We start from the raw sequence: 26,913 nt of genomic DNA on the forward strand, positions 1-26,913 counted from the left end.
CCGTGTTGCGCGCCGGCAGGGCGGTCCTCGCCGCGATCGCGCTGCTGCCGGGCTCTACCCTCGCCGCCCCGCATCACCCGCATCCTTCGGCAGAGGCGCGGCAGGCGGCGCATGCGGCCGCGGTGCGGCGCGAGGCGGAGGCGCGGGCGCGATTGCAGCGCGCCGAGACCGACCGGGCGGCACGCGAGGCGGCGCGGGCGGCGGCCGCGCGGGTTGCCGCCGCCGATGCCGCGCGGGCCGCGGCACTCGCCGCGGCGACGAAGGACGCCGCGGCCACGCTGCGCGCCACCGAGCGGCGCGCCGACGACGTGGCCGATCAGGTGGCCGACACTGCCCGGCGACGTGCGGACGCGCAGGCGAAGCTCGCTGCGGCGACGGCGCGCCTCGCACCGCTGCTGCCGCTGATGCAGCGCCTGTCGCTCTATCCCGACCAGACGCTGCTGGCGATCGGCGGCGATGCGGCGGAGGCGACCAGCGGCATCACCCTGCTGCACGGGATCAGTGCGAACATCGCCGCGCAGATCGCCGACATCCGCGCCGACCAGCAGGCGATCGCGCGACTGGATGCGGAACTCGCCGCGCGGGCGCAGGCGCTGGAGGCGGCGCGAGCCGACCAACAGCAGGCGCGCGACGCGCTGGCCAGCCGTACCCGGGCGGCGACGAAGGTGGCGACCACGGCGCAGGCCAATGCCGATGCCGCCGCACGCGCCGCCGCCGATGCCGCCCAGCGTACCGCCTCGCTGCGCGACGCGATCGACGCGATCGCGCAGGCCGAGCGTACGGCGCAGGCACAATATGCGCGCGACCTCGCGGCCGCGGCGAAGGCAAGCGATGCGGCGCGCATGCGACAGTTGCGGCAGTCGCATGCCGAGGTAAGCGCGCCCGCCGGGCCCGGCGTTGCGGCCGGCGGCAGTGCGCCGGTGACCGGCACGGTGCTGCATGGCTGGCACAGCCAGACCGAAGCGGGGCTGTCGGAAGGGATCACCTATGCGACGGCGTCACAATCGGTGGTGTCGGCGCCCTGTCAGGGACGGGTGGAATTCGCCGCCCCGTTCCGCAGCTACGGACAGATGATGATCCTCGATTGCGGACGGAATTTCCGCTTCATCCTGGCCGGCTTCGACCATATCGACGCTACGATCGGCACCCGGGTCAGCAAGGGTCAGGCGCTGGGACGGATGCCGGCCTGGAACCCGACCGGCGGGGCCGCGCGACCGACGCTCTACGTGCAGCTCCGCCAGGGCACGAACGTGATCGATCCGGGGCGCTATCTCGGCCAGTAGGTCAGGGCGCGAAGTGTCGTGACGGGCCGAGAATCAGGGCGAAGGCGAGAGACACCGCAAGGCCCGCCGCGAGCATCGCGCGGCTGCGTGGCAGCGCGACCTGCCGTGCCTCGCCAGTCTCGCCGGTCGCGTAGCCGATCGAGATGAAGCCGGCCAGACCGCCCAGCGACGAGGCGGCGGCGGACATCAGCGTGATGACCAGTCCGAGCGGGTTGAGCAGCCCGACCAGCACCGCGGCGATGCCGGCGCTGAGATAATACAGATGGGCGAGCCGGCGTCGCGCCATGCGGGTCTGCGGACCGAGGCCGATGATGCGGTTCAGCGCGCGGATCGCGGCGACGACGAGAAGGGCATAGCTCGCTGCACCGATCGCGATCTCGACGAGGCGGAACCACCAGCCGAGACCCAGGCCCGACAGGCTGCCGCCCTCGCCGATGCCGAGATCGCCGAACCCGCTGACCCCGGAAAACAGTACGTAGCCGGAAGCGACGAAGGCCTCGCTGACCCAGATCCACCACAGCACGATGCGAGTCGGCCCCCCTGCCGGACGATGGCCGAGCGACCAGGCGAGGATCGCCAGCGCGACGTTGGCCATTGGACCGGCACAGGCGACGACGACGTCACGCAAGGGCGACAGCCCCGTGCAATCGACATAGAAGGCGCCGATCGTTGCCACATGACCGCCAAGCGCGATGCAGGACGTCGCATGACCACCGATCTCGTGCCACATCGTCAGCAGCGGCATCAGCAGCAGACCCCAGCCGATGACGGTGACCGGTTCGATGACGGGCGCGCGTGTCTCGTTGTTCACCCGAGGATCAACGCCAGAAAAGCGGCGGCCTGACGCAACCCGTCGGGCGAGATCGTGTGGCCCAGCCCGGGCTCGGTCATGAAGCGCAGATCCGCGCCTGCCCCCTCGAGCATCGCGGCGGTGTGACGGCCGGCGGCGAGCGGGATCACCTCGTCGGCCTCACCGTTGACCATCAGCACCCTGGCTCCGCGAACGGCGGGCGAGATCGGGGTCACCAACGGCAGCAGGCCGGCGAACCCCACCACGCCGGCGCCGCGCCAGCGCCCGGTCGCGACCGCATCGAGCGACATGATCGCGCCCTGAGAGAAGCCGACCAGGGCGACGCGGTCGAGCCGGTCGGTGAAACCGGCCCCGGCGATGGCGTCGGCGACGGTGCGGTCGAACGCCGCGCGTGCCTCGGCGACCCGGCCACCGAGATTGTCGATGCCGATGCCGGCCAGGCTGAACCATTGCCGGCCGAATGGCGCCTGGTCGAACGGGAACGGGGCATCAGGGGCGACGAAGCGCGTCCGCGGCAGCACCGGTGCGGCCATCTGTCCGACCGGCACCAGATCGGCACCGCTCGCACCGACGCCATGCAGCAGGACCACCAGTGACTCGCTCATGCCCCTTCCCCCGCCTCCGGCGCGCCGAGCACCGATCCGATGAACGCGCCCACCCGGCTGCGATAGGCCTCGCCCCACAGCCGGCAGATCGCCATATGGTCGCCCGGCACCAGCCAGAGCTGTTTGGGCTCCGGTGCGGCATCGAAGATCTGCATCGTTTCGGATGCCAGCACGGCGCTGTCATCGAGTCCACCGATCACCAGCACCGCCCCCCGCAGCCGCGGCAGCGCCGGCAGCGTCGCATAGGCCTGCGGCCAGGCGCCGAAACGCAGCCGCGACTGGAAGCTTACCCAGGGCTCGGCGAGCCAGGCCAGCGGGCGGCCGAGCCACTCGGCGATGCGGTTGCGGATCGTCTGCCGCGCGCCGGGATACACACCCTGCAGCACCATCGCCTCGGCCGGCAGCGGACCGTCCGGCCCGAGCAGTGCCGCCGCCCCGCCGAGCGAGATGCCGATCACCGCGATCGCCGCACCGCCCTGATGCGCGCGCAGCCAGTCGAATCCCGCCCGCGCCTCGCGCGCCTCGCGCAGCCCGAAGCTGCACGCCACCCGCTCGGAGCCGCCATGGCCGCGGAAATCGAGCCTGAGCGACGCATAGCCGAGCGAGGCGAGCCACGATGCGTGCCGCGCCAGAGCCGCACGCGACTCGCCGATCCCGTGCAGCAGCAGCACGGCAGGGGAATGAGGCGTGCGGCCGGGCGTGTAGGTGGCGGCGATGGCGGTGCCGTCGGAGGCGACGAGGCCCAGATCGACCGCCGGCGGCTTCGTGACCGCGGATCGCTCCAGCCCGCGCTGGCGGCCGACATTGCGCACCATCAGCCCGCCCATCCACCACACGCCGCCCCAGGCCAGCGAGACGCAGGCCAGACCGATCGCGAAGCCCGCTCCCCGGCGCGCGGCTGGCGTGATACAGACGCCTCTCATGTCGACCCCCCTGCCCGGCCCCGTCCGCACCCGCTTTGCTCCCTCGCCGACCGGAATGCTGCATATCGGCGGCGCACGCACCGCATTGTTCAACTATCTTTTCGCCCGGCACCATGGCGGTGAGTACCTGTTGCGCATCGAGGATACCGATCGCGAGCGCAGCACGCAGGCGGCCGTCGACGTGATCCTCGACGGGCTGCACTGGCTGGGCCTCGATCCGGACCATCCGCCGGTGTTCCAGTCCACCCGGGCGGCGCGTCATGCCGAGGTCGCGCACGCGATGCTGGCGGCCGGGCAGGCCTATCGCTGCTTCTGCACCGCCGAGGAGCTGCGCGAGATGCGCGAACGCGCGATCGCCGAGAAGCGGCCGCCGCGCTATGACGGCACCTGGCGCGACCGCGATCCGGCCACCGCCCCGCCCGGCGCCCCCTTCACCATCCGCCTGCGCGCGCCGCAGACCGGCGAGGTGACGATCGACGATCTGGTGCAGGGCCCGGTCACGGTGGCCAATGCCGAGCTCGACGACATGATCCTGCTGCGCAGCGACGGCAGCCCGACCTATCTGCACGCCGTGGTCGTCGACGACCACGACATGGGCATCACCCATGTGATCCGCGGCGACGATCACCTCACCAACACCTTCCGCCAGGCGCAGATCTACGCCGCCAATGGCTGGGAGCGACCGCGCTTCGCCCATATCCCGCTGATCCATGGCCCGGACGGGGCGAAGCTGTCGAAGCGGCACGGCGCGCAGTCGGTGACGGAATTCCGCGACCAGGGGCTGCTGCCGGAGGCGCTGTGCAACTACCTCCTGCGCCTCGGATGGGGACATGGCGACACCGAGATCATCGACCGCGCCGAGCAGATCCGGCTGTTCGATCTCGACGGGGTCGGGCGCGGCGCCTCGCGCATGGACTACGCCAAGCTCACCCATATCAACGGCGTGTATCTCCGCGGCGCCGATGACGGGCGGCTTGCCGACGACGTGATCGCGCGTCTGTCCGGGCGGCCGGGGCTGGTGCTCGACGACACCGCGCGGGTCCGCATCCGCGCGCTGATGCCGGGACTGAAGGAGCGGGCGAAATCGCTCGCCGATCTCGCCGACAACGCCGCCTTCCTCGCCCGTCCGCTGCCGCTCGACTACGAGCCCAAGGCGCGCGCACTGATCGAGGGGGGAGCCGAACTCCTGCGCGGCCTCGCCGCCACGCTCGCACCCGTCGAACCGTTCACCGCCGACGCCATCGACGCAGCGCTCCGCGCCTTCGCCGAGCATTCGGGACACAAGCTCGGCCAGGTCGCGCAGCCGCTGCGCGCCGCCCTCACCGGGTCCACCACCAGCCCCGGCATCGACGCCACCGCCGCTGCACTCGGCCGCGACGAATGTCTCGCCCGCATCGGTGCGGCCATCGCGACCGTCGCCCAGCATGCGTGACGGCACGCCGCATTTCTTCGCGAGGATGCAGTCCCAGCGCCATCTGCTGGGGCTGCAGGGCATGCACCCCAGCCAGATCGTCCCGATCCTCGATCTCGCCGAGAGCTACGCGCTGCTCAACCGCTCGCGCAAGACACAGCGCGACGTGCTGCGTGGGCTGACGCTGATCAACCTGTTCTTCGAGGACTCCACCCGCACCCGCACCAGCTTCGAGCTCGCCGGCAAGCGTCTTGGCGCTGATGTCATCAACATGTCGGTCTCGACCTCGTCGGTGAACAAGGGCGAGACCCTGCTGGATACCGCCGCCACCCTCAATGCCATGCGCACCGACCTGCTCGTCGTGCGTCACGCCCAGTCCGGCGCCCCCGCCCTGCTGAGCCAGAAGGTCGATGCCGCCGTCATCAACGCCGGCGACGGCATGCACGAACACCCCACCCAGGCGCTGCTCGACGCGCTCACCATCCGTCGCCATTTCGGCCATCTCGACGGGCTCACCGTCGCCATCTGCGGCGACGTGGCCCACTCCCGCGTCGCGCGCTCCAACATCCATCTGCTCACCGCGATGGGCGCGGAAGTCCGCGTCGTCGCACCCCCCACCCTGCTGCCCGGCGCGATCAACCAGCTCGGCGTGCAGGTGTTTCACCACATGGCCGGCGGCCTCGCCGACGCCCATGTGGTGATGATGCTGCGCCTGCAACGCGAGCGCATGAGCGCCGGCCTGGTGCCGAGCGCGCGCGAGTATTTCCGCTTCTTCGGTCTCGATGCCGAACGCCTCGCCCTCGCCCGCCCCGACGCGCTGGTGATGCATCCCGGCCCGATGAACCGCGGCGTCGAGATCGACAGCCCCGTCGCCGACGACGCTCGCCACAGCGTCATCGCCGAACAGGTCGAAATGGGCGTCGCCGTGCGCATGGCGGTGCTCGATCTGCTCTCACGCCGCAGGAACGAGACATGAGCGGGCCTGTCTCGGGGGCCCTGCCCCCGAACCCCCGGCAAAGGGCTCAGCCCTTTGCAATCCGCTTGTTAAGACCGATGACAGGGAGGGGCGCGCCCCTCCCTGTCATCGGTCTTCATAAATCGCAGGTGCAGGAGGCCGAGCCTCCTGCCGGGGGTGCGGGGGCAGAGCCCCCGGGACGGAACCACACATGACCACGATATTCGACAATGTGAGGCTGATCGACCCTGCCAGCGGGCTCGACCGGCCGGGGCGGCTGCGGGTCGAGGGGGGGCGGATCGTCGGCATCGACGAGAGCCCCTCGGGGGCGGCGCCGGAGGGGGTGGAGCGGATCGATGGCGGGGGGGCCGTGCTGTGTCCCGGGCTGGTCGATCTGCGGGCCTCGCTGGGCGAGCCTGGGCATGAGTATCGCGAGACGTTCAAGTCGGCGGCGAAGGCGGCGGCGGCGGGCGGGATCACGACGCTGGCGGTGCTGCCGGATTCCGCGCCGGCGGTGGATGATCCGGCGATGGCGCGGTTCATCGCGGCGCGCGGCGGCGAGACGGGCAGTGTCGATGTGCTGCCGTATGGGGCGCTGACCAGAAGCTGCGCGGGCGAGGAGCTGGCGGAGATCGGGCTGCTGCACGAGGCGGGGTGTGTGGCGCTGACGGATGGGCGTCGCGCACTGGCCAGCCCGCGGCTGATGCGGCTGGCGCTGAGTTACGCGCGGGCGTTTGGGGCGATCGTGGTGCAGCATCCGGAGGAGCCGGCACTGGCGAAGGGTGGGGCGGCGACCGAGGGGGAGCTGGCGACGCGGATGGGGCTGCCGGGAATCCCGGCGGCGGCGGAGGCGCTGATGGTGGCGCGCGACATCCGGCTGGCGAAGCTGACGGGCGGCAGGCTGCATTTCGGCCATGTCTCGACGGGCGAAGCGATCGGGCTGATCCGGGCGGCGAAGGCCGAAGGGCTGGCGGTGAGCTGCGACACCGCACCGCCCTATTTCGATCTCAACGAGACGGCGATTGGCGATTTCCGCACCTATGCGAAGCTGTCGCCGCCGTTGCGCCCCGAGAGCGACCGCCGCGCGGTCTGCGAGGCGCTGGCCGACGGAACCATCGACGCGATCGCGTCGGACCACATGCCGCGCGATGCGGACGACAAGCGGCTGCCGTTCGCGCAGGCGGCGTCGGGCGGAACCGGGCTGGTGACGTTGCTGGGGGTGACGCTGGCGCGGGTGCATGACGGCACGCTGTCGCTGATCGAGGCGATCGGGCTGGTCACCGCGCGCCCGGCGGCACTGTTCGGGCTGCGGGCGGGGCGGCTGGCGGTGGGCGACGCGGCGGATCTGTGCCTGTTCGATCCCGAGCGGGGGTGGCGCGTGGAGGCGGGCGAACTGCCTGGCCGGGCGCAGAACACGCCGTTCGACGGGCGGGCGCTGGAGGGGCGCGTGCTGGGCACGTGGAAAGACGGCGCGCGGGTGTTCGGATGATGGATTCGACGGCGATGTTCCGCCTCGCGGTGGCGGTGGTGGCGTATGGGCTGGGGTCGATCCCGTTCGGGCTGATCGTGACGCGACTGGGCGGCGCGGGTGATATCCGCGCCATCGGCTCGGGCAATATCGGTGCGACCAACGTGCTGCGCACGGGGCGCAAGGGTCTCGCCGCGGCGACGCTGCTGCTGGACGGGCTCAAGGGGGTCGTGGCGGTGGCGGGCGCGCGGATGGCGGCGCATCTGTGGTTCGCCGCCATCCCCTCGGTGGCGGTGGCCGCGGCCTGCATCGCGGCGGTGGCCGCCGTGGTGGGGCACTGCTTTCCGGTCTGGCTGCGCTTTCATGGCGGCAAGGGCGTGTCGACCGCGCTGGGGGTGGCGTTCGCGCTGGACTGGCGGGTGGGGCTGCTGTGCGCGGCGTGCTGGCTGGTGACGGCCAGGCTCACGCGGATTTCCTCTGCCGGCGCGCTGGTGGCGATCGGGCTGCTGCCGGTGTTTCTGTGGGCGCTGGACGGGGTTTGGCCGGCAGTGGCAGGGCTCGCCGTGGCGGTGATCGTGTTCGGACGCCATCACGAGAACATCGCCCGGCTGCGGGCGGGCACCGAGCCGCGCATCGGGCAACGTTCGCGCTCGGCGTGAGCGGCGGCGAGCTCCCGTTCGCCGAGCGCCTCGCGCGGCTGCGGCTGATCCGCAGCGAGGGGGTGGGGCCGGTCGGCTATCGCTCGCTGCTGGGGCGGTTCGGCGATGCATTGTCGGCGCTCGACGCGATGCCGGGGCTGGCGCGCGCCCGGGGCCGCGCGGAAAAGCTGCGCGTGGCCGGACGCGACGAGGCCGAGCGCGAGCTGGGGGCGCTGGCGCGCGCCGATGCGCGTCTGGTGCTGCTGGGCGAGGCGCTGTATCCGCCGCTGCTGGCCCGGTTGCCGGATGCGCCGCCGGCGCTGAGCGTGCTGGGCGATGCGACGCTGCTGGCCTGCCGGGGGGTCGGCGTGGTGGGCGCGCGCAACGCGTCGAGCAACGGGCTGCGCATGGCCGAGATGCTGGCGGGCGAGCTGGTGCTGGCGGGGCTGGTGGTGGTGTCGGGGCTGGCGCGGGGCATCGACGCGGCGGCGCATCGGGCCGCTCTCGCGGTGGCGCCGCATCCGGGGCGCAGCGGTCCGACCATCGCCTGCATCGCCGGCGGGCTGGACAAGCCCTATCCACCCGAGAACGCACCACTGCAGGCCGAGATCGCGCAGGTCGGCTGCGTGGTGACGGAGGCGCCGTTCGGCACGGTGCCGCAGGCAAGGCATTTCCCGCGGCGCAACCGGCTGATCGCCGGGCTGAGCCTGGGCACTGTGGTGATCGAGGCGGCGATGCAGTCGGGCAGCCTGATCACCGCGCGGCTGGCGGTGGAGAATGGCCGCGAGGTGTTCGCCGTGCCCGGCTCGCCGCTCGATCCACGCTCGCGGGGAGCCAACAACCTGCTGCGACAGGGCGCGGTGCTCACCGAGGGGATCGCCGACATCCTGCGCGAGCTGCCGCCCGGGACGCCGGCGGGATTTGCCGAGTCGGCATCCGGCTGGGGCGGCGGCCCCGAGGACTGGGCGGCGCTGGACGCGATCCGCGACCGGGTGGTGGAACTGCTCGGCCCCTCGCCGGCCCCGATCGACGACCTGATCCGCCGCGCCGGCGCCTCCGCCCCGGCGGTGCTGACCGTGCTGACTGAACTCGAGCTGGCCGGGCGGGCGGAGACGCTGCCGGGCCACCGCGTCTGCCTGCTCGGGCGATTCTGACGCGATCGTCGGGCGTCTGCGCCGGTCTCGGAAACACTCCGTCTGCCGACGCCCGATTCCGTGCCTGCAGGCGCACTGGTGAGCGGTGATCCCCCCCCTGACGATGGCGCATTGACGCCCCGGGGTTGCACTGCCAACTCTCGCTGCCTGTGGGTCGGGGCTCGACTTGGCCGGGACTCATCTTATATGGGCTGTCTGGCTGACCATCCGGTCAGACCGCCGCGAGGGGCATGAAGCAGCGCATGACCGATGTCGTCGTCGTCGAATCGCCGGCCAAGGCGAAGACGATCAACAAATATCTCGGCGACGATTTCACCGTGCTCGCCAGTTTCGGCCATGTGCGCGACCTGCCGCCGCGTGACGGCTCGGTGCGGCCGGACGAGAATTTCGCCATGGACTGGGAGGCCGACGAGCGCGGCGTGCGGCAGGTCGCGGCGATCGCCAAGGCGCTCAAGGGGGCCAGGCGTCTGTATCTGGCCACCGACCCGGATCGCGAGGGCGAGGCGATCTCGTGGCACGTGCGTGCCATGCTGGAGAGCAAGGGCGCGCTGAAGGGCGTCGAGGTCGAACGCGTCACCTTCAACGAGATCACCAAGACCGCCGTGCGCCATGCGATGGCCAACCCGCGCGATCTCGACCATCCGCTGATCGAGGCCTATCTGGCGCGGCGCGCGCTCGATTACCTGGTGGGATTTACGCTGTCGCCGGTGCTGTGGCGCAAGCTGCCCGGTTCGCGTTCGGCCGGGCGCGTGCAGTCGGTGGCATTGCGGCTGATCTGCGAGCGGGAAGCCGAGATCGAGGTGTTCCGGGCCCGGGAATACTGGACCGTGCTGGCGCATCTGACCACCCCGGCCGGCGCGCCGTTCACCGCCCGGCTGACGCATCTGGACGGAAAGAAACTCGACCAGTTCGCGCTTGCGAACGAGGCGGCGGCGCAGGCTGCGAAGGCGGCGGTGCAGCAGGCCGCGCTGTCGGTCGCCTCTGTCGAGCGCAAGCGGGTCAAGCGCAACCCGCCGCCGCCCTTCACCACCTCGACGCTGCAGATGGACGCCTCGCGCAAGCTGGGCCTGGGCGCGCAGCAGACCATGCGCGTCGCCCAGCAGCTTTACGAGGGGGTGGAGGTCGGCGGCGAGACGGTGGGTCTGATCACCTACATGCGAACCGACGGCGTGCAGATGGCGCGCGAGGCGATCGATTCGATCCGCGCCCATGTCGCCGCCGAGTTCGGCGCCGATTATCGACCGGCCGCGGCGCGCGAATACTCGACCAAGGCGCGCAACGCTCAGGAGGCGCACGAGGCGGTGCGGCCGACCGATGTCGCACGCACGCCGGCCTCGGTGGCCCGCTATCTGTCGGCCGAGCAGGCCAAGCTCTACGAGCTGATCTGGAAGCGTGCGGTGGCCAGCCAGATGGCCTCGGCCGAGCTCGACCAGGTGAGTGTCGACATCGCGGGCGCGGGGGGTGTGATCCTGCGCGCCACCGGCTCGATCATCGCCTTCGACGGGTTCCTGCGGCTGTATCGCGAGGGGACCGACGAGGATACGAAGGGCGAGGACGATGAAAGCCGCATGCTGCCGCCGATGGCGGAGCGCGACGGGCTCGCCACCGGCCAGATCGACGCCGAGCAGCATTTCACCCAGCCGCCGCCACGCTATTCCGAGGCGAGTCTGGTCAAGAAGATGGAGGAGATCGGCATCGGCCGGCCCTCCACCTATGCCTCGATCCTGTCGGTGCTGCGCGATCGCAATTACGTGCGCCTGGAGAGCCGGCGCTTCGTGCCCGAGGATCGCGGCCGGCTGGTGACCGCCTTCCTGGTCAGCTTCTTCGAGCGCTATGTCGATCCGCAGTTCACCGCCGGTCTGGAAACGCAGCTCGACGAGATTTCGGACGGGCGGATCGACTGGCATGCGGTGATGCACGCCTTCTGGGAGGATTTTTCCCGCGCGGTCGGGCAGACCACCGAGCTGAAGATCTCCGATGTGATCGACGCGCTCGATCGCGATCTGGGCAACCACTTCTTCCCGGAGCGCGAAGATGGCGGCGATCCGCGGGCCTGCACTGCCTGCGGCACCGGTCGGCTCGGGCTCAAGCTCGGCCGGCATGGCAGCTTCATCGGCTGCTCGAACTATCCGGCCTGCCAGTTTACCCGGCCGCTCAAGGTCGCAGAGGCCGGCGGTGAGGGCGGCGATACGCTCAGCGAGGGACAACGCTCGCTCGGCACCCATCCCGAGACCGGCGAGGAGATCACCGTGCGGCGCGGCCCTTACGGGCTGTATGTGCAGCAGGGTGAGCCCGATCCGGCGGACAAGAAGGCCAAGCCGCGCCGCACCTCGCTGCCGCGCGGGCTGGAGGGCGACCGCATCACGCTCGAACAGGCGCTCGGGCTGTTGTCACTGCCGAGGCTGGTGGGCCTGCATCCGGAGACCGGCGAGCCGATCGAGGCGGGGTTGGGCCGATTCGGGCCGTTCGTGAAGATGGGGGCGATCTTCGCCTCGCTCGATCGCGACGACGACGTTCTTGTGGTGGGGCTCAATCGCGCCGTCGACGTGCTGGCGCGCAAGCTGGCCTCGATCCGCGCACTCGGCGAGCACCCGAAGGACCACGCCCCGGTGGTGATCAAGAAGGGTCGGTTCGGGCCCTATGTCCAGCATGGCAGCATGGTCGCCAACCTGCCGCGCGGCGTCGACATGAACGATCTCACGATGGATGAGGCGGTCGCACTGCTGGCCGAGAAGGGCAAGCCGCTGAAGCCGAAGGGCGCCAAGGGCAAGGCCGCGAAGGCGCCGGCGAAAAAGGCGGCGCCGGCGACAGGCGAAGCCGCTCCGCGCAAGGCGCCGGCGAAGGCACCCGCGGCACGCAAGCCCGCCGCGAAGAAGGCCGCCGCGAAGCCCGCCGCGAAGAAGGCCGGCTGAGCGGTGGCCGGGCGTCGCAAGGGGGGTGGCGGGCCCTCCCCCGCGCGACCCGGAAAGCCGAAGCGGGAGAAGGGCGGCGGCGAGGCGCCCGTCGCGATGCCGTCGCGGGCCGAAATCAAGGCCTATATCGCCTCGCAGCAGGGCCGGGTCGGCAAGCGGGAGATCGCGCGCGCCTTCCGTCTCGGCCCCGAGCACCGCGTCGCCCTGCGCGGCATCCTGCGTTCGCTGGCGCATGAGGGCGAGGTCGCGCCCGCCGGCGCGCGCCGGTTCCGGGCTCCGGGGCGGCTGCCGGAGGCGGCGGTGGTGCAGATCACCGGCACCGACCGCGACGGCGATCCGATCGGCCGGCCGGTGGAGTGGGAGGGCGAAGGTCCGGTCCCGATGGTGCTGATGGCGCCGGAACCGCGCGGGCGCGCAGCACTCGCGCCGGGACAGCGTGTGCTGGCGAAACTGCGCCCGATCGGCGGCAACAAGTATGAGGGGCGCACGCTCAAGCGGCTCGGCGAGAGCGCCCCGCGCGTGCTCGGGCTGCTGCGCGCGAGCGAGGATGTGCGCCATGAGGGTGCGCTGCGGCTGGTGCCGACCGACCGGCGCGCCAAGGCGGAGTGGCTGGTGCCCGAGGGCGAGACGATGGGCGCCGAGCCGGGAGAAATCTGTCTCGCCGAGCCCCTGCCGCAATCGCTGCACCGCGCACCCTACGGGCTGAAGCCGGTGCGCATCGTCGAGCGGCTGGGGCGGATGGGCGATGCGCGCTCGGTGAGCCTGATCTGCCTCTACACGCACGATATTCCGCAGGTGTTCCCGCCGGAAGCGCTGGAACAGGCGAGAAAGGCCCGCGGTGTCGCGCTGGGCCGGCGCACCGACCTGCGCGACCTGCCCCTGGTGACGATCGACGGCGAGGATGCGCGTGATTTCGACGACGCGGTGTTCGCCGAACCGGTCGAGGGCGGCGGATTGCGGCTCGTGGTCGCGATCGCCGATGTCGCTTGGTATGTTCGGCCCGGCACGCCGCTGGATGTGGAGGCGAGGAAGCGCGGCAATTCGTGCTATTTCCCCGACCGCGTGGTGCCGATGCTGCCGGAGGCGCTGTCGAACGGCTGGTGCTCGCTCAAGCCCCGCGAGGAACGCGGCTGCCTGTTCGTCGAGATGCAGATCGACCCGCAGGGGCGCAAGATCGCCCATCGCTTCGGGCGCGGACTGATGCGCAGCTTCGCGCGCCTCACCTACACCGAGGTACAGCAGGCACGCGACGAGGGCTCGACCCCCGAAGGCGTGCCGCCCGGGTTGATCGACGCGTTGTACGAGGCGTTCGGGGCGCTGCTGGGCGCACGGCGGGACCGCGGCACGCTCGATCTCGACCTGCCGGAACGCAAGGTGGTGCTCGACGAGGCGGGCAAGGTCGCCGAAATCAAGCCGCGCCCGCGTCTGGACAGCCACCGGCTGATCGAGGAATTCATGGTGCTGGCCAATGTCGCCGCCGCGGAGGAACTCGAACGGCTGCGCCAGCCGGCGCAATATCGCGTCCATGCCCCGCCCGGCGACGAGAAGCTCGAGAACCTGCGCGGGTTTCTCTCCACCCTCGGCCTGAGCCTCAAGCCGGGCGGTGAGTTGCGGCCGGCGGATCTCGATGCGGTGCTGCAACAGGTAGTGGGGACCGAGGCGGCGGCGCAGGTCAACGAGGCAGTACTGCGCGCGCAGAGTCAGGCCGAATACAGCCCCGACAATATCGGTCATTTCGGCCTCGCTCTGCCGAAATACGCCCATTTCACCTCGCCAATCCGTCGCTATGCCGATCTGATGGTGCATCGCGCGCTGATCACCGGGCTGAAACTGGGCCTGGGCGGCCTGGGCGACGGCGAGGCGGCGGAGTTCGAGGCGACCGCCGAACACATCACCGCCACCGAACGGCGCGCCGCACTCGCCGAGCGCGATGCGATCGACCGTTACCTTGCTGCCTACATGGCCGACAAAATCGGCGCCCGCTTCGCCGCCCGTATATCCGGGGTGACCCGTTTCGGGCTATTCGTGACGGTGATCGAGAATGGCGCCAGCGGGCTGGTGCCGATCGCCACTCTGCCGGACGATTACTGGGTGCACGACGAGACCGCACAGGCGCTGATCGGACGGCGCACCCACCGCCGCTTCACCCTCGCGCAACCCGTCGAGGTGGTGCTGGTCGAGGCGACGCCGATCACCGGCGGGATGGTGTTCGCGCTGGCCGGAGAAGGCCCGTCCCGCCATGGGACCGGGCGGCAGGACGGCCGCACGAGCTCCCGCAAGCCGGGCCGGCGACGCTGAGGCGCGCGCGATGCGGCCGCCTCGCCTCCCGTCCGGTCTGACACCGGCGTGGCGCACGCGCCGCGTGCGCGCCGGCGTCGCCGCCCTCTTGCTGGCGGTCTGTCTGACGGCGTCCCTGGGCCGGGCGGTGGCACAGACCACGCTCGACGGCGCCGACCAGGCCGCCGGTACGGCCGCACCCGATGCGGGCGGCTTCGATCCGGCCCTGTCGGCCTCGGTGATCGGCGCCGGCCTGCGCTTCATGCTGCCACGCACGCTCGAACCCTACACCGCGGCCCAGCTCGCGCTGTGGGGGCTGAACGGGCTGACCGCGATCGATCCGTCGCTGCTCGTATCCCAGCAGGGCGGCGCGCTGCGCCTCACCCAGGGGCGGCTGACGCTGTTCGTCGGACCTGCCCCGGCAGCCGGTGACATCGAGGGCTGGGCGCGCAGCGCCAGCGCGATGGCCGCGCGCGCCTATGGCGGATCGCCGACGGTGCGCGCGGCAGGCGCGCAGGCGATGCTGCAGAGCTTCTTCGACGAGATGTTCAACCATATGGACCCGTATTCGCGTTACGTGCCGCCCGAGCCGGCGGATGCGGAGCGCGACCGTCGCACCGGCGGGGCAGCCAGCGCGGGGATCAGCCTTGTCGATGGCGACCGCTACCCCACCATCAGCGACGTCAACGCCAACGGGCCTGCCTGGGCGGCCGGAGTCAGTGCCGGCTGGTCGGTCATCGAGGTCGATGGCCGCTCGACGCGCGGCCAGCCGGCTGCGGTGGTCGAGGGCTGGATGCGCGGGACGGCCGGCACACCGCTGAGCCTGACCCTGCGCGGCGCGCGCGGGCGGCAGGCAGGACGCAGTGAAGGTCGCAGCGAGACCCGCTCCGTCAGCCTGCAGCGTGCGTCGGTGCCGCCAGAGACGGTGTTCGCGTTCCGCAACGACAACATCCTGATCCTGCGCATCACCGGCTTCGCCGGCGACACCGCCCAGGAGGTGAGCGAGTTCCTCGACGAGGCCACCCATCAGGGCTCGGCGAAGCTCAAGGGGGTCATCATCGACCTGCGCGGCAATCGCGGCGGCGTGCTCCAGCAGGCGGTGACCACCGTGGCGCTGCTGCTCGATCGGGGCGTGGCGGTCATCACCAGGGGGCGCGATCCGGAGGCCAACCATGTCTGGTCGGTCGCCGGGGGCGATCTCACCGATGGCGCGCCGATCGCGATCCTGGTCGATGGCCGCACGGCGAGTGCGGCCGAGGTCATGGCGGCCGCACTCGCCGACCAGCGCCGTGCGGTGGTGATCGGCTCGGCGACGCTGGGCAAGGGGCTGGTGCAGACGATCGGCCAGATGCCGGATGGCGGCGAGCTGTTCGTGACCTGGAGCCGGATGCTGGCCCCCCAGGGCTGGCCGTTGCAGGGCCTGGGCGTGCTGCCGGAAATCTGCACCGCGGGTGGTGCCGACCAGATCGCCAACCAGATGGCCGCACTGGGCGGCGGCCACGACCTGCTGGAGGACGCGCTGGTGGAGTGGCGCCGGTCGCGCGCGCCGCTGCCGTCGTCACGGGTGCTGGATCTGCGTGCGAACTGCCCGGCCGCGATCGGCACGGATGCCGATCTGGAGGTCGCCCGCACGCTGGTCGGCGACCCCACCCGCTACCACGCCGCGCTGGTGCCGCCGCAGGACCCCAATGCACCCCCAGAGTGAAGGTCCGTCCCGATGAGCGAACCCAGGCTGCGCACCGGATTATGGGTCGGCATGGCCGCGTTGCACGCCGGCCAGCAGGGCGTGTTCGCGCTGGTGCTCAGGCATGGCGACGACGATGCGGGTGGCGTGCTGGCGGTGCTGCGCGACCATTCCGGACAGTTCAGCGTGCTGAGCCAGACCCGCGATGCGGAGGGTCGGCAGGCCTGGCTGCGCGGCACCGGTCCGGAGCCGGTCGACGAGGCGACCGCGAATGCCTATGTTGCGCGGCAGACGGCGCGCGACCCGGATCTGTGGGTGGTGGAGTTCGACGGCCCGACCCTGATGCCGCCGTTCGAGGCGAAACTGCTGTAGTCCAGCCCTGTGGCGTCTGTGCCACAGATTGCGCTGACCGATCGTTCAGTCCAGACGTGGGACAGAACGAAACCGTCGCCGGGGCGTAGGATCGGTGCCGGATGGGATGCGACCCGCTGACGGGTCGGTTGGGGAATTGAGATGACGAAGCTGAACCTGCGGGTATCAACCGCGCTCGCCAGCCTGGCCGCCTGCGGCGCAACGGCACTGCTTGTTGCTCCGACCGTCGCCTTCGCGCAGCCGATCCACGGCATCTATGTCAGCCTCGGCGCCGGCGGCAATCTGCTGCAGGACGAGACGCTGAAGCAGTCGTCGCAGTTCCCCTCCGGGCGGCTGCGCTTCGGCGGCGGCCTCGCCGGGGCGGGCGCGGTCGGCTGGGGCTTCGGCAACGGCTTCCGCGTCGAGGTCGAGGGCAATTACCGCCAGAACGGGCTGCAGCATTTTCTCGGCACGGCGTTTCCGACCAGTTCGGGCGGCAAGCAAGAGAACTATGGCGGCATGCTCAACGTGCTGTTCGACATGGATATCGGCCGCAACTGGATCTATCCGTATTTCGGCGCCGGTGTCGGTTACAGCTGGACGCGACTCGATACCTGGTATTCGGGGTCGAACTATCCCTACGTGAACAATATCCAGGGCACCGACGGCAATTTCGCCTACCAGGGCATTTTCGGCCTGTCGTTCCCGATCGCGTTCGCGCCGGGTCTGTCGATGACCGCCGAATACCGCTTCTTCAGCGTGCTCGGCGACGAGCATTTCGGTGGCAACGCGTTCGGTGCGAACAACAGCCTCACCCACGGCGTCCAGCAGGGCCGTCAGTCGATCAAGACCGACTACAACCACTCGGCGATGCTCGGCCTGCGCTATGCGTTCGACACCGCGCCGCCGCCGGTCGCGGCCCCTGCCCCAGTCAGCGCCCCGGCCCCCGAGGCGGCGCGCACCTATCTGGTGTTCTTCGACTGGGATCGCTCGAACCTCACGCCCCGCGCACGCCAGATCGTCGCCGAGGCGGCCCAGGCCTCCACCCACGTGCAGACCACGCGCATCGAGGTCAACGGCTACACCGACACCTCCTCCGCCCGCGGCGGCGCTGCGGGTGCGAAATACAACGAGGGCCTGTCGGTCCGTCGCGCCACCACCGTCAAGGCCGAGTTGATCCATGACGGCGTGCCGGCCTCGGCGATCGACATCCATGGCTATGGCGAGAGCCATCCGCTGGTGCCGACCGGCCCGAACGCCCGCGAGCCGCAGAACCGCCGCGTGGAAATCATCCTGCACTGATGCGGCTGCCGACCCGGCGGGCGGTCATCGCCGGGGGCGCGGCCGGAGCCGTCCTGTCGGCCGCGCGGGCCAACGAGGCGCGGGCACTGATGGAGCTGGACTCGGCGCCTCGGCGCGTGCTCTGGCCCGGGCCGCCGCCCGGCCGGCTGCGTGCCGGCGCCGGGCTGTCGGGCCCGCCGCGCCCGACCCGTCACGGCGCGATCGACCATATCGCCGCGCCATTTCTTGCCATTTTCCGTCCCGAACGACCGAACGGCGCGGCCATGCTGGTCAGCGGGGGCGGCGGATATGAGTATATCGAGATCGGGCCGGAGGCACTGCCGGCGGCGCGCTGGCTCAACAGTCTCGGCATCACCGCCTACGTGCTCGGCTACCGCCTGCCACCGGAGGGCTGGGCGGGTGTCGGCCTCGCACCGCTCGCCGATGCGCAGCGCGCCATCCGGCTGATCCGGGCCGGTGCCGCGGCCGACAGACTCGATCCGCACCGCGTGGGCGTGATGGGATTCTCCGCCGGCGGACATCTGAGCGCGATGGCGGCGACCAGCCCCTCCTGGCCGGCCTATCCGCCGATCGATGCGGCGGACCGGCTGTCCGACCGCCCTGCCCTGGCGATGCTGGTCTATCCGGTCATCACCGTCGAGGCACCCTATCAGACCACCCATACCGCCAGGGTGCTGCTCGCCGGGGATGATGGCGCCGCCAATGCCGCCCGCTGGTCGGCGCAGACCCATGTCGGTCGCGCCACCCCGCCGGTCTTCATGGCCCAGGCACAAGACGATCCGGTCGCCAGCCCCGACAACACCGCGATCATGCTCGCGGCCTGTCAGGCGGCGGGCGTACCCTGCGAGCGACATCTCTATGCCACCGGCGGGCATGGTTTCGGGATGGGTCGCCCCGGCACGGCGTCGATGCTATGGCCCGGGCCCGGACGGGCCTGGCTGGCGGCGCGAGGATTCGCCAGCCCCTGATCAGAAGCGCGTCTGTTCCGCCTGCACTGCGCGATGGATCGCCGGGCGGCCGCCCAGCGCGAACACGATTTCAGCGAGCACGAAGAGCGGGCCGACCAGCAGGCCGCGCAGATCGTCGATGAAGGCCGGCTTGCGGCCCTCGATGGCATGGCCGGCGAACTGGATCGCCCAACCCAGCACGAACGTGCCAATCCCGGTCGCGAGCCAGACCGGTGTTGCGGCACGGCCGATCGCGAGCCCGGCCAGGCAGGCAAGTGCCAGTACCGCCGCCATCGCCCAGCCAAACGGCCGGTCGAGCCGCAGATACCAGATCGTCGCGGCCAGGGCCGCAAGCATGGCCGGCGTGAGCGCGACAGCGCCGACCGGCACCACCGGCCGTGACAGCAGCACCACCACCGCCAGCACGATCAGCGGAATGCCGATCATGTGGGTGGCGATGTTGCGCGGATTGCGGTGATAGGCGGCATATTTCGCCAGATGATGCACGAGCATCGCGTCCTCCCGTTGGTTTTGCGGCAGGATAGCAGAATGTGACGTCAGGTGATCGGGCCGCGTCCACTGCGGATCGGACCGAGCGGGACCACCGGTTCGCGGGCGCGGATGACGGGCTCCTCCGGCACCGTCTGCGCGTCGGCAGCCTCGGCCGGACCGCGCGGGGCGGCGAGCATGATGATCAGGTTGGCGACCAGCGCCGTCCAGCCGGTCTGGTGCTCGGCGCCCAGTCCGGCGCCGCTGTCGCCGTGGAAATATTCGTGAAACAGCAGCAGCCCGTCGAAATGCGGGTTCGACTGGAGGATCTCGCGGTCGCCGAGTGCGGCCCGTCGACCGTCGGCGTCGCGCAGGAACAGCTTCGTCAGCCGCTCGGCAAGGTCGAGCGCGACATCGCGCAGGGTGCGGAAGCGACGCGAGCCGGTCGGGAATTCGACGAGAAAATCCGAGCCGTAATAATGGTGGAAGCTGAGCACCGATTCGACGATCAGGTAGTTCATCGGCAGCCAGACCGGACCGCGCCAGTTGGAGTTGCCGCCGAACATGTCGGTGCGGCTCTCGCCCGGCTCGTAGCCGACGCTGACCCGCGAACCGTCGTTCTCATAGACATAGGGCTGTGTCGCATGTACGCGCGACAGCGAACGGATGCCGTAATCGGAGAGGAACTCCTCGGGATCGAGCATGCGGTGCAGCAGCCGCTTGAGCTTGTGGCCGCGCACCAGCGACAGCAGGTGCCGCTCGCCGACGCCGGGTTCGGTCCAGTGCGCGACATGGCGGGCGAGGTCGGGTCGACGGTCGAGAAAGCTGCGCATGCGGGCGGCGAAGCGCGGCAGTCGGCGCATGGTCTCCGGCTCGATGGTCTCGACCGCGAACAGCGGCGTCAGCCCCACCATCGAGCGCAGGCGCAGTTCCTGCACGCGGCCATCGGGCAGGCGCAGGATATCGTGGAAGAACTTGTCGGTCTCGCTCCACAGGCCGACGCCCTCGTCCTGCGCGTCGTTGAGCGCCTGGGCGATGTAGAGGAAATGCTCGAAGAACTTCGAGGCGATGTCCTCGAAGGCGTGGTCGCTGAAGGCGAGCTCGATCGCGATGCGCAGCATCGACAGCGCGAACATCGCCATCCAGGCGGTGCCGTCGGTCTGGTCGATATGGCCGCCCATCGGCAGCGGACGCGAGCGGTCGAACACGCCGATATTGTCGAGGCCGAGGAAGCCGCCCTGGAACACGTTGTGACCCTGCGCATCCTTGCGGTTCACCCACCAGGCGAAGTTCAGCAGCAGCTTGTGGAACACGGTTTCGAGAAACACGCGATCCTCGGTGCCGTGCAGCTCGCGCTCGATCTGATAGACACGCCAGGCCGCCCAGGCATGCACCGGCGGGTTGGCGTCGGAGAAGTTCCACTCATAGGCAGGCATCTGCCCGTTCGGATGCATGTAGGTTTCCGACGCCAGCAGCAGGAGCTGCGCCTTGGCGAAGTCGGTGTCGATGAGCGCGAAGGTGACGCAGTGGAAGGCGAGATCCCAGGCCGCGAACCAGGGATATTCCCATTTGTCGGGCATCGAGATGATGTCGCAGGCATAGAGGTGTCGCCAGTCGGCGTTGCGCCCCTGCCGGCGCGCATGTGGAGGATCGGGCAGAGCCGGGTCGCCGCGCAGCCAGCGATAGATGTCGATGTGATAGAACTGCTTGTTCCACACCATGCCGGACAAGGCCTGACGCTGCACCAGACGCGCGTCGGCGTCGGGAATGTCGGTCTGCAACAGACCGTAGAAACGGTCGGCCTCGTTGCGGCGCGTGTCGACCAGTGCGTCGAACCCGGCGAAGGGCGGAATGATCGGATCGCCGCGCATCAGCCGAACCCGCACCGTCCAGCTCTCGCCGGGCGCGATCTCCGCCTCGTGCCACAGCGCACATTTGGTCGCCGGGCCATAGCTGCGCACCGCACTCTCGACACCATCGACGACGCGGCGGTGGATGCCGTCCTTGTAGACCGCGCCTTCCTGGGCAGGCAGGCCGAGGATCGCGGGATTGGTCTCGTTCTCGCAGAACAGCACCGGAGCCGCGATTTCCTGGTGCAGCGAGTAGCGGCCGAGGCGGCGGTGGTCCGCGATCACCGCGTCGGCCTCGACACGCATCGAGGGCTTCGGGTGGCTCTGCGTCCATGACCAATGATTGGCGAAGGAGAGCTGCGGCAGCAGATGCAGGCGCGCGGGATCGGGGCCGCGATTGGTCGCGGTGATGCGCATCAGGATATCGGCCTCGTCGGCCTTGGCATATTCGATCGTGACGTCGAAGTAACGATCCTGGTCGAATACCCCGGTATCGATCAGCTCCAGCTCGGGCTCGAGGCGCGATCGGTTGCGGCTGGCGTCGACGAGCTCGTCATAGGGAAAGGCCGCCTGCGGGTATTTGTAGACCATGCGCAGATAGGCGTGCGAGGGCAGCGCATCGACATACCAGTAGAGTTCCTTGACGTCCTCGCCGTGATTGCCCTGCGGGCCGGTGAGGCCGAACATGCGCTCCTTGAGCATGCGGTCGGCGCCGTTCCACAGCGCGAGCGACAGGCACAGCGCCTGACTGTCGTCGCACAGCCCGGCGATGCCGTCCTCACCCCAGCGATAGGCGCGCGAGCGGGCGTGTTCGTGCGGAATGTAGTTCCATGCGTCGCCGTGCTCGGAGTAGTCCTCCCGTACCGTGCCCCATTGGCGCTCGGCGAGATAAGGCCCCCACAGGCGCCAGTCGCGCATGCCATGACGTTGCTCATCGAGGCGCCTGCGCTCCGCATCGGGCGGGCTCGGCTGTTCGGGAGGGGCAGCGCTCATTGCCCTATGAAGGTCCGAGCCGGCTGCCCCGGTCAAGCATATTGGTCGAGCGTATCGATCAGGCGAACGTTCACTCGCCGGAGCGACGGCCCCTGAAACCGGTCGCCACCACGTAGAGCTCGCTCGATTCCTTGCGGCTGGCCGGGGGTTTGGCGTGCCGGACGGAAGCGAAAGCCTGCTTCATCGGCACCAGCATGTCGCGCTCCGAGCCGCCCTGGAACACCTTCGCGACGAAACCGCCGCCCTCGGCGAGGATCTCGGTCGCGAAATGCAGGGCCAGTTCGGCCAGCGCGATGATGCGCAGATGGTCTGTCGCGGCATGGCCAGTGGTGTTGGGCGCCATGTCCGACAGCACGAGGTCGGCCGGGCCGCCGAGCAGTTCGCGCAGCCGGTCCGGCAGGTCGGGATCGTTGAAATCGCCCTGAATGATGGTCGCACCGCTCACCGGGTCGACGGGGAGCAGGTCGACGCCCACCACCTCGCCCGCCCCGCGCTTGACTGCCACCTGGCTCCAGCCGCCGGGAGCGGCACCCAGATCGACGATGCGCATGCCCGGCTTGATGAGGTGGAAGCGCTCGTCGAGTTCGATCAGCTTGAAGGCGGCGCGCGATCGCCAGCCCTCGCGCTGGGCGGCGGCGACATAGGGGTCGTTGAGCTGGCGTGAAAGCCAGCGCTGCTGGGCGGTGGTGCGCTTGCGCGCCGTGCGCAGGCTGACGGTCTTGAGGCGCTGCCCGCCGGATTTCCCCCCCGACGATCTGCCACCGCCCCCTGTCCCCTGTGTCATGGTCTGTCTCGATCAGCCCCGGCAATGCACCACGGTATGCGGCCGCCCCATCGCCGCGGGCCGGCTCGCGTGGTCGCGTATCATGCGCAGCAGCATCCCGTCACGCAGGCCGCGATCGGCGACGGTGACGCGGCCCACCGGCCACATCACCTGCAACGCCTCGAAGATCGCGCATCCCGGCAGCACGTAGTTCGCCCGCGACGGCCCGATGCAGCGATGCTCTCGCAGGCCCGCCATGCCGAGCCCGCGCAGGGTGCGGGTGGCGGCCCGCGTGGTGCCGGCGTCGAGCACCAGCCCGTCCACCCGCTCGCGCTGGTAGTGCTGCAGGCCGAGGCTGATGGTGGCAAGCGTGGTGAGCGTGCCGGAGGTGCCGATCATGCGCACCGGCCCGCGCGCGATCTCGCGGCGGATGCAGTGGGTGCGCTCGAAATCGCCGAGTGCGCCCATCACCTGGTCGACGATGCGGCTGTAGCCGGCGGGATCGAGCATGCCGCCATAGGCCTCGTCGAGCGTCACCACCCCGAACGGGATCGACACCGAGCCGATCACCTCCGGACGCGCCGGCGCACGCCGGTCGGCACCCGCACTTGCCCGGGGCACGCGCAGCCAGGCGATCTCGGTCGAGCCGCCTCCGATATCGAACAGGATCGCCCGCCCGTCCGCGGCAGAGGCCGCGGTCAGCAGCGGCGCGCAGCTCTCGACGGCGAGTTCGGCCTCCTCGCGGGTGGTGATGATGTCGATCGGCAGGCCGGTGCGGGCGCGCACCTCGCGCAGGAAATCGCCGCCATTGCTCGCCCGCCTGCAGGCTTCGGTGGCCACCGCCCGGATCGCGCGCGGTGCGGTGCGCTCGAGCCGCCCGGCACAGACCTCGAGTGCGGCGAGCGTGCGCTCCATCGCCGGCTGGCCGAGCCGTCCCTCGCCGTGCAGCCCCTCGCCCAGCCGCGTCAGCCGACTGTAGCTGTCGAGCACGCGGAAGCCCCGCGCCTCGGGTGTGCCGACCAGCATGCGGCAGTTGTTGGTGCCGAGATCGATCGCAGCGAACACCGGCGCGCCCCGCATGCGCGTCCGGCGCGACTCGCGGTACCGCCCGGGGGCAGACGGCGTCGCGAGGCCGATCGCGCCGGCGACTTGCGCCCTGCTGACCCCCTCCCCCTCGCTGACCGCCATATCCACCGAATGCATCCCTATCGTGTCGCTGGCGCCATAGTCCCCCGACCCGGAGGCGATCGCAAGCAAAGGATGACCCACTGTCCGCGACGACAGAGGTTGCGCAACCCGTCACCCGGTGCTACGACCCGCCCCGCACGCCGCTTGGGGGATAGTTTAGCGGTAGAACTACCGGCTCTGACCCGGTCAGCCCTGGTTCGAATCCAGGTCCCCCAGCCAAAACGCTCCAAAAACATCAACGATTTCAACGGCTTAGCAGGCACCCGCAACCGGGCTTCTGTATCCTGGATACAGAGCTCGATACAGAGAGTGCCGCTACCGTGCTCCAGCGCCGAGCCTCCGGGTACTATTTTCGCCGAGCGATTCCGGCTGAGCTGCGAGATATTCTAGGCCGCAGGGAGCTGCTGGCATCGCTCGGAACCTCATCCAGGCCTCAGGCTGCCAGTCGAGCTGCCCAGCTGTATGTGCTCGGCGATGCGCTGTTTCAGGCGGCCCGGACCGTCTTGGCCGCCGGCCAGGCCGACGGGGCGGGGCGAACTGGCCTGCGAGCAGCTGAGCAGGAGTGGGCGGCCGCGGTGGCTGGGTTCAGCCGTCGGGCGGAGCGATTTCAGCGGCTGGAGCTGCCTAGTCAGACCCATCTCCAGGCCGCCGCACCCGACCGACCGGAGATGATGCGGATGCTGGCCGAGCTACTGGCGGGCCTGCAGGTCGCTCACCAGCCGGCTACTACCGCCCAAGCGCCGGCGACGCCAACGCCCCCGGCTTCCGAGGCATCGCCATTGCCGCTGTTCAGCTTAGTCGCGGCCGAATTCCTAGCCGGAGCTACTCATTATACGGAGACCACTCGCCGGCAGACTCGTCTCACGGCGGACCTGCTGACCGAGCACCTCGGCGACCGTCCAATCGGCGAGTACACCGGCCGAGATGCAGGGCGGTTCCTGGATTGGCTGCGGAGGCTGCCGTCGAATCATGGGAAATCTGGCAGGCCGATGACCGCCACCAAGGCCATCGCTGCCGCGGATGCGAGCCGGGCCACCGTCCCGCGCATCAGCGAGAAAACGGTCAAACGGCACTGTTCGTCGGTCAGCGCCATCTGGACCTACGCCCGGCCAAGAGAGCTGGTCGAGCGAAATGTTTGGTCGGGTTTCCGGTTTGCCGGCACGAGGGCGCCGTCGCCGAGGGACGTCTGGAGCCCGTCTGACATCAGGGCACTGTTCGCTCGGCCATGGCGCTCGACCGCGGTTTCGAACAACACGTTCAGGCTGTCGGTGGGCATCGCTGCCTACAGCGGCATGAGGATGGAAGAAATCTGCCGACTGCGTCCTGCTCACGATTTCGAGCGGCACGATGGGCGCTGGATGATGATTATTCAGCGTCATCCAGATGGATGGAGCCCGAAAACCGACTCCGGCGAGCGTGCGGTCCCGGTGCATCCGGAACTGCTGTCCCTTGGTCTGATGGAGCACGTCGAACGAATGAAGCGGAGAGACTCACAGCATCTGTTCCATGACCTGCGACCAGGCAGCCGAGATGGTGAATTGTCAGCTATGCTGAGCAAGGCGTTCTCGAATCATAAACGCGCCGCCGGCGTATCAGACTCGACCGTCTTTCATTCCTGGCGGCACAACATTTCAACGATGCTGCGAAACCAGGCGGCGGAGATTCGAGAGAGCTGGATTGATGCCGTGCTCGGCCATCGCAGCTCAGAGCGTAGTGAGGGCGCCCGCACGTATCTGCACAAAATCGGCGCCAAGAATCTGTGCCGGACGATTGATTCTATTAGATACGATGACGTCGACCTGCCAGCGCTGCTACGCTGGGAGACGGGGCAGGGCGCTCATACTCATTGACAAATCGCATCCATCTCGGCTACCAACACCGCCGCACATGACCAGCATTCGCTCCTCGATATCGATTTGAAGCCTCGGCCGCCATCGCGCGGCCGCTGTCGTCTTCATCATCGATATCTCAGGAGTCACATGTGCCCGACCCCACCCTGCCGACCGAGCGCGAGCTGCTAGCTGGCGCTGTTTTCCTGCACAACTCCATCAGCGCCGACATGACGTCTTGGGTGATGCGATTCCGCATTGCCGCCGAGCAGTCTCATGCCGCCCAGCAGATTCTGAGCTGCATCGCTCCGCTGGAAGGCGGAGCCGCGATTGCAGACATGATGCAAGCGAACACAGACTTGGTTGCGCTCGGCCTCGGCGATAACAGCCAGGTTCTCTGGGCTCGCATCAGAATCTTCGTCTACGCCGCGCTCAGCGGACATGCATTCCTGGCGCGCGGATGCGCCCAAGCATGTCTGCTGCACGGCATTTCGGAACCGTGGGAACGGGCTTGGGCGGACCTGTATCAGCACCTCGAAGAGCAGGATATCGAAGCGGGCGAGCGGTCCGCTCAGCTGCACAAATACAAGCGCGCCGACGACGCATACGCGCAGCAGAACCGCCGCCATCTGCTGAAATTCGCCGGCGTAGAATCTTGAGGCGCCGCATCATCCGGCCGCCAGCACCCCGCCCGCCGACGCTATGGACCCTGACCGCGCCGCAGATGCAGCTCATCAGACATCAGATGCGGATGTTCAGGTCCTGGTCTCCCGACTGCGACATTGCGGCGCTCGAAATCATGCGTCTGTGCCGGCTGCCGGTAGCTGCCGCGGACCCGGGCGATATGCCGGTCATCGTCGGCCGAGCCGATATCTGCAGCGGTGAGCTCGTGCTGTCGCGGAATGAGCTCGATGCCCGGATGCGGTGGGTGGGCGGCGGTGTATGCAGGTATCGCGATGATGGGCTGTGTCACCCGGCGCCAGAGCAGCTGCTGCGCGTGATGGTGCTGCGAGCAGTGGCCTGGCCGAAAGTCCGCATAATTAGACTATAGATTCCGTAAATAGACCGGTCGGAATGGGA

General features: G+C 69.8%; 22 protein-coding genes, 1 tRNA gene and 1 pseudogene. 17 read left to right on the top strand and 7 right to left on the bottom strand.

Going from position 1 to position 26,913, the window contains the following annotated elements:
- Positions 1 to 2 precede the first annotated feature (2 nt).
- Positions 3 to 1,283: a peptidoglycan DD-metalloendopeptidase family protein gene (locus tag FHR90_RS10360; RefSeq protein ID WP_183275174.1), complete on the top strand. Its 1,281-nt coding sequence runs from the start codon at positions 3 to 5 to the stop codon at positions 1,281 to 1,283.
- A 1-nt stretch (position 1,284) separates the two neighbouring features.
- On the opposite strand, the gene FHR90_RS10365 is transcribed toward FHR90_RS10360, so the two are convergent.
- Genes FHR90_RS10365 through FHR90_RS10375 form a run of 3 tightly spaced genes read right to left on the bottom strand, consistent with a single transcriptional unit; the run spans position 1,285 to position 3,622 of the window.
- Positions 1,285 to 2,094: a hypothetical protein gene (locus tag FHR90_RS10365; protein ID WP_176625980.1), complete on the bottom strand. Its 810-nt coding sequence runs from the start codon at positions 2,092 to 2,094 to the stop codon at positions 1,285 to 1,287.
- The gene (locus tag FHR90_RS10370) at positions 2,091 to 2,699 is read right to left on the bottom strand and encodes an alpha/beta hydrolase (RefSeq protein WP_176625978.1); all 609 of its coding nucleotides are present in this window, start codon (positions 2,697 to 2,699) and stop codon (positions 2,091 to 2,093) included. The genes FHR90_RS10365 and FHR90_RS10370 overlap by 4 nt, the downstream gene beginning before the upstream one ends.
- Positions 2,696 to 3,622, bottom strand: a complete 927-nt coding sequence (locus FHR90_RS10375; protein ID WP_183275175.1) for an alpha/beta hydrolase — start codon at positions 3,620 to 3,622, stop codon at positions 2,696 to 2,698. Before FHR90_RS10375 ends, FHR90_RS10370 begins: the two co-directional genes overlap by 4 nt.
- Between FHR90_RS10375 and gltX the strand changes: the two genes are divergently transcribed.
- The 11 genes from gltX (at position 3,621) to FHR90_RS10430 (ending at position 18,742) form a co-directional block, all read left to right on the top strand.
- Positions 3,621 to 5,054 (top strand): glutamate--tRNA ligase, encoded by a 1,434-nt coding sequence (gene gltX / locus FHR90_RS10380; RefSeq protein ID WP_183275176.1) that lies wholly within the window; start codon positions 3,621 to 3,623, stop codon positions 5,052 to 5,054. The genes FHR90_RS10375 and gltX overlap by 2 nt on opposite strands.
- Entirely contained in the window at positions 5,047 to 6,009 is a 963-nt protein-coding gene (locus tag FHR90_RS10385; RefSeq protein WP_176625418.1) for an aspartate carbamoyltransferase catalytic subunit, read from the top strand. Before gltX ends, FHR90_RS10385 begins: the two co-directional genes overlap by 8 nt.
- Before the next feature lie 190 nt (positions 6,010 to 6,199).
- Positions 6,200 to 7,477: a dihydroorotase gene (locus tag FHR90_RS10390; RefSeq protein WP_183275177.1), complete on the top strand. Its 1,278-nt coding sequence runs from the start codon at positions 6,200 to 6,202 to the stop codon at positions 7,475 to 7,477.
- The gene (gene plsY / locus FHR90_RS10395) at positions 7,477 to 8,115 is read left to right on the top strand and encodes a glycerol-3-phosphate 1-O-acyltransferase PlsY (RefSeq protein ID WP_183275198.1); all 639 of its coding nucleotides are present in this window, start codon (positions 7,477 to 7,479) and stop codon (positions 8,113 to 8,115) included. The genes FHR90_RS10390 and plsY overlap by 1 nt, the downstream gene beginning before the upstream one ends.
- Entirely contained in the window at positions 8,112 to 9,248 is a 1,137-nt protein-coding gene (gene dprA / locus FHR90_RS10400) for a DNA-processing protein DprA (protein ID WP_266153024.1), read from the top strand. Before plsY ends, dprA begins: the two co-directional genes overlap by 4 nt.
- A 242-nt stretch (positions 9,249 to 9,490) precedes the next feature.
- Positions 9,491 to 12,160, top strand: coding sequence for a type I DNA topoisomerase (gene topA, locus FHR90_RS10405; protein WP_183275178.1), 2,670 nt, complete (start codon positions 9,491 to 9,493; stop codon positions 12,158 to 12,160).
- 96 nt (positions 12,161 to 12,256) lie between these two features.
- A complete protein-coding gene (gene rnr / locus FHR90_RS10410) occupies positions 12,257 to 14,458 on the top strand; it encodes a ribonuclease R (RefSeq protein ID WP_183275179.1) in 2,202 nt (733 codons plus the stop codon).
- Positions 14,459 to 14,468: 10 nt separating this feature from the next.
- Positions 14,469 to 16,142, top strand: coding sequence for a S41 family peptidase (locus tag FHR90_RS10415; protein WP_183275180.1), 1,674 nt, complete (start codon positions 14,469 to 14,471; stop codon positions 16,140 to 16,142).
- A gap of 12 nt (positions 16,143 to 16,154) precedes the next feature.
- Positions 16,155 to 16,493: a DUF1491 family protein gene (locus FHR90_RS10420; protein ID WP_176625413.1), complete on the top strand. Its 339-nt coding sequence runs from the start codon at positions 16,155 to 16,157 to the stop codon at positions 16,491 to 16,493.
- 141 nt (positions 16,494 to 16,634) lie between these two features.
- A complete protein-coding gene (locus tag FHR90_RS10425; RefSeq protein ID WP_176625411.1) occupies positions 16,635 to 17,774 on the top strand; it encodes an OmpA family protein in 1,140 nt (379 codons plus the stop codon).
- Positions 17,774 to 18,742 carry an alpha/beta hydrolase gene (locus tag FHR90_RS10430; protein ID WP_183275181.1) on the top strand — a complete coding sequence of 323 codons (969 nt, stop codon included), beginning with the start codon at positions 17,774 to 17,776 and terminating at the stop codon, positions 18,740 to 18,742. The genes FHR90_RS10425 and FHR90_RS10430 overlap by 1 nt, the downstream gene beginning before the upstream one ends.
- On the opposite strand, the gene FHR90_RS10435 is transcribed toward FHR90_RS10430, so the two are convergent.
- The 4 genes from FHR90_RS10435 to FHR90_RS10450 all read right to left on the bottom strand — a co-directional run bounded on the left by FHR90_RS10435 (position 18,743) and on the right by FHR90_RS10450 (position 24,004).
- Positions 18,743 to 19,234 (bottom strand): Mpo1 family 2-hydroxy fatty acid dioxygenase, encoded by a 492-nt coding sequence (locus tag FHR90_RS10435; RefSeq protein WP_176624091.1) that lies wholly within the window; start codon positions 19,232 to 19,234, stop codon positions 18,743 to 18,745.
- Between the two features lie 44 nt (positions 19,235 to 19,278).
- Positions 19,279 to 22,053, bottom strand: a complete 2,775-nt coding sequence (locus tag FHR90_RS10440) for an MGH1-like glycoside hydrolase domain-containing protein (protein WP_176624089.1) — start codon at positions 22,051 to 22,053, stop codon at positions 19,279 to 19,281.
- A gap of 70 nt (positions 22,054 to 22,123) precedes the next feature.
- Positions 22,124 to 22,837 (bottom strand): RlmE family RNA methyltransferase, encoded by a 714-nt coding sequence (locus FHR90_RS10445; protein WP_176624088.1) that lies wholly within the window; start codon positions 22,835 to 22,837, stop codon positions 22,124 to 22,126.
- 12 nt (positions 22,838 to 22,849) lie between these two features.
- A complete protein-coding gene (locus tag FHR90_RS10450; RefSeq protein ID WP_246330196.1) occupies positions 22,850 to 24,004 on the bottom strand; it encodes a Ppx/GppA phosphatase family protein in 1,155 nt (384 codons plus the stop codon).
- Positions 24,005 to 24,149: 145 nt separating this feature from the next.
- Here FHR90_RS10450 and FHR90_RS10455 point away from each other — a divergent pair.
- The 5 genes and pseudogenes from FHR90_RS10455 to FHR90_RS10470 all read left to right on the top strand — a co-directional run bounded on the left by FHR90_RS10455 (position 24,150) and on the right by FHR90_RS10470 (position 26,884).
- Positions 24,150 to 24,223 (top strand) — tRNA-Gln (locus FHR90_RS10455).
- A gap of 101 nt (positions 24,224 to 24,324) precedes the next feature.
- Positions 24,325 to 24,492, top strand: a pseudogene (locus FHR90_RS17805) (DUF6538 domain-containing protein); the annotation flags it as partial.
- Positions 24,493 to 24,675: 183 nt separating this feature from the next.
- Positions 24,676 to 25,854, top strand: a complete 1,179-nt coding sequence (locus tag FHR90_RS10460) for a tyrosine-type recombinase/integrase (protein ID WP_183275182.1) — start codon at positions 24,676 to 24,678, stop codon at positions 25,852 to 25,854.
- A gap of 131 nt (positions 25,855 to 25,985) precedes the next feature.
- Positions 25,986 to 26,492, top strand: coding sequence for a hypothetical protein (locus FHR90_RS10465; RefSeq protein ID WP_176625433.1), 507 nt, complete (start codon positions 25,986 to 25,988; stop codon positions 26,490 to 26,492).
- Complete coding sequence (locus FHR90_RS10470; RefSeq protein WP_183275183.1) at positions 26,489 to 26,884, top strand: hypothetical protein; 396 nt, start codon at positions 26,489 to 26,491, stop codon at positions 26,882 to 26,884. Before FHR90_RS10465 ends, FHR90_RS10470 begins: the two co-directional genes overlap by 4 nt.
- Positions 26,885 to 26,913 lie beyond the last annotated feature (29 nt).

This window comes from Endobacter medicaginis (assembly GCF_014192375.1).
Lineage (GTDB): Bacteria > Pseudomonadota > Alphaproteobacteria > Acetobacterales > Acetobacteraceae > Endobacter > Endobacter medicaginis.

What these genes read in the sequence shown, in the direction of transcription:
- FHR90_RS10370 (WP_176625978.1), bottom strand. Translation starts at nt 2,699, where the DNA reads ATGAGCGAGTCACTGGTGGTCCTGCTGCATGGCGTCGGTGCGAGCGGT.
- gltX (WP_183275176.1), top strand. Translation starts at nt 3,621, where the DNA reads ATGTCGACCCCCCTGCCCGGCCCCGTCCGCACCCGCTTTGCTCCCTCG.
- FHR90_RS10375 (WP_183275175.1), bottom strand. Translation starts at nt 3,622, where the DNA reads ATGAGAGGCGTCTGTATCACGCCAGCCGCGCGCCGGGGAGCGGGCTTC.
- FHR90_RS10385 (WP_176625418.1), top strand. Translation starts at nt 5,047, where the DNA reads ATGCGTGACGGCACGCCGCATTTCTTCGCGAGGATGCAGTCCCAGCGC.
- FHR90_RS10390 (WP_183275177.1), top strand. Translation starts at nt 6,200, where the DNA reads ATGACCACGATATTCGACAATGTGAGGCTGATCGACCCTGCCAGCGGG.
- plsY (WP_183275198.1), top strand. Translation starts at nt 7,477, where the DNA reads ATGGATTCGACGGCGATGTTCCGCCTCGCGGTGGCGGTGGTGGCGTAT.
- topA (WP_183275178.1), top strand. Translation starts at nt 9,491, where the DNA reads ATGACCGATGTCGTCGTCGTCGAATCGCCGGCCAAGGCGAAGACGATC.
- rnr (WP_183275179.1), top strand. Translation starts at nt 12,257, where the DNA reads ATGCCGTCGCGGGCCGAAATCAAGGCCTATATCGCCTCGCAGCAGGGC.
- FHR90_RS10415 (WP_183275180.1), top strand. Translation starts at nt 14,469, where the DNA reads ATGCGGCCGCCTCGCCTCCCGTCCGGTCTGACACCGGCGTGGCGCACG.
- FHR90_RS10420 (WP_176625413.1), top strand. Translation starts at nt 16,155, where the DNA reads ATGAGCGAACCCAGGCTGCGCACCGGATTATGGGTCGGCATGGCCGCG.
- FHR90_RS10425 (WP_176625411.1), top strand. Translation starts at nt 16,635, where the DNA reads ATGACGAAGCTGAACCTGCGGGTATCAACCGCGCTCGCCAGCCTGGCC.
- FHR90_RS10430 (WP_183275181.1), top strand. Translation starts at nt 17,774, where the DNA reads ATGCGGCTGCCGACCCGGCGGGCGGTCATCGCCGGGGGCGCGGCCGGA.
- FHR90_RS10435 (WP_176624091.1), bottom strand. Translation starts at nt 19,234, where the DNA reads ATGCTCGTGCATCATCTGGCGAAATATGCCGCCTATCACCGCAATCCG.
- FHR90_RS10440 (WP_176624089.1), bottom strand. Translation starts at nt 22,053, where the DNA reads ATGAGCGCTGCCCCTCCCGAACAGCCGAGCCCGCCCGATGCGGAGCGC.
- FHR90_RS10445 (WP_176624088.1), bottom strand. Translation starts at nt 22,837, where the DNA reads ATGACACAGGGGACAGGGGGCGGTGGCAGATCGTCGGGGGGGAAATCC.
- FHR90_RS10450 (WP_246330196.1), bottom strand. Translation starts at nt 24,004, where the DNA reads ATGGCGGTCAGCGAGGGGGAGGGGGTCAGCAGGGCGCAAGTCGCCGGC.
- FHR90_RS10460 (WP_183275182.1), top strand. Translation starts at nt 24,676, where the DNA reads ATGCGGATGCTGGCCGAGCTACTGGCGGGCCTGCAGGTCGCTCACCAG.